Source organism: Bacillus sp. JJ1127 (assembly GCF_036965845.1).
Taxonomy (GTDB): Bacteria; Bacillota; Bacilli; order Bacillales; family Bacillaceae_G; genus Bacillus_A.
This window is the reverse complement of the sequence record NZ_JBALQK010000348.1, coordinates 7,189-8,792: the sequence shown is the minus strand read 5'-3', so window position 1 is coordinate 8,792 and position 1,604 is coordinate 7,189. Positions and strand designations below refer to the sequence as shown.

At 32.3% G+C, this 1,604-nt stretch carries 2 protein-coding genes; one reads left to right on the top strand and one right to left on the bottom strand.

The window, feature by feature from the left end:
- Positions 1-320: 320 nt before the first annotated feature.
- Positions 321-491, top strand: coding sequence for a hypothetical protein (locus tag V7183_RS24135; RefSeq protein WP_154724623.1), 171 nt, complete (start codon positions 321-323; stop codon positions 489-491).
- A gap of 32 nt (positions 492-523) precedes the next feature.
- Here V7183_RS24135 and V7183_RS24130 read toward each other — a convergent pair whose 3' ends face one another.
- Complete coding sequence (locus V7183_RS24130) at positions 524-1,159, bottom strand: DUF1232 domain-containing protein (RefSeq protein WP_097894917.1); 636 nt, start codon at positions 1,157-1,159, stop codon at positions 524-526.
- Positions 1,160-1,604: the final 445 nt, after the last annotated feature.

The window sequence follows — 1,604 nt, the reverse complement described above, 5'->3', positions numbered from 1 at the left end:
AATTACTTGTGCTTAAATCATGAGTGAATCGGATGGAGGGAGAGGTGTAATCTATATAGGAGGTCATTCGTTCTTCCTGCCTTTCTGCTTTAAAATAGGTATACAAATTAGGGTATGAGTCTAGTTGTAGTAATGTGAAGTGATATTTATAGAAAAATAGGGAAATAAATTATTCTGAAACGAAAGGGAATCTATAAGTGAACTTGCAAAAAATATGTTCAAATGAGATACCCAATTAATGAAGGAGTATATATGAGGTAGTTTAAGATTAAAAAAAGCGGTTATGAAACCGCTCTTTTTTGTTTGGGGTTTAAACGTTAATGAATCACGTTGTTGTATACGAAGAAGATATTTGTTTTGAGGTGAAAAAATATGTAAGAGCAGTGAAGAAGAATGTTTCTCTAGGTTTAAATGTTAATGAAAGGCGCTGGTGGTCTTGTTCAATACAAAAGTCTATTATCTTTAAGCATGCTGCAGCGTCCGTTTGTTAATTCAAACATCAACTTCTTGTTTTACATGAGTTTCATACTTTAATGGATAATAAATTTGTAACAATTTGGACAGCCATAGCGTCATCTATGTATCCAAGTGGAAAAAGATAATCTGGAATAACATCCACTGGTAAAATAAAATAGATTAGTGCACTTCCAATTAAAGCAAGTTCACGTGTTGTAGTCTTCTTCGAGAGAAATTTCTTATACATATCCTTCAATTGATTAATAAACGGCCCTATACTGTCTGTTTTTTGAAGTTTATCTTCAAATTTTTGAAGTATGATCTCTTTTCCTTCTTCTGTTTGTGAAAATTGTTCATATCTAGCTAATTCTTGCTCAACACTTTCTGCACTAAACTTCTTAGTATAGAAATTAGAGGAATCGAGAAAATCTTGAATACTTTCAATCGATGTCTGAATATTTGACTGTTTCTGATCCATAAGATAACCAGCAGCTACAAATAACTCTGACGTAGGAACTTCAAGACAGTCAGCAAATCGTTGTAAGTGCTCTGGAGTTGCTTTTCGTTTTCCGTTTATTATTCGTGAAATTGTAGCTGTATCAACTTTAGTGAGTTCACTAAATTTCCTTATAGATAATGACCGTTCCTTTAATAACTCTTTTAACATTAAACCAAAATTGCGAATTTGTTTTTCTCCAAACATACTGTTTTGTCCTTTCTATTTAATTAGAATGGTATTTCTTGGGCTCATAATATTGTATGAAAAATATAAAAAAATAATACAGTATTCCCTTGTAGAACTATACATGTATATTGACATATCGCTAACAAAATGTGTATATATTGTCAATGTGTTTGAATTATATACTAAGTTTTCGAGAGTTATAAGCTTAGCGCTTTTCTTACCCTTAGGATGTATTGTTCTTCTTAGGATTAACACGTAGTTATCTGGCTGCTACGGTTTGATAAAGAGTCTTAAGAAGGATCACTCTTCTTGTTAAATTTCTGGTACGATGCACATATTTAGCTTTGGAGCAGAGTTATACTGCATTTAAAAATTCTAAAAGTCCCTAAGTCTATACATGAATACGTAGTCAGGGGTCAATAGGACTGACTATATAGATCCATTTCTAGATCCCTGCTATGCA

Bases quoted from the DNA above. Each gene is read 5' to 3' on its own strand.
- V7183_RS24135 (WP_154724623.1), top strand. From the start codon at position 321: ATGAATCACGTTGTTGTATACGAAGAAGATATTTGTTTTGAGGTGAAA.
- V7183_RS24130 (WP_097894917.1), bottom strand. From the start codon at position 1,159: ATGTTTGGAGAAAAACAAATTCGCAATTTTGGTTTAATGTTAAAAGAG.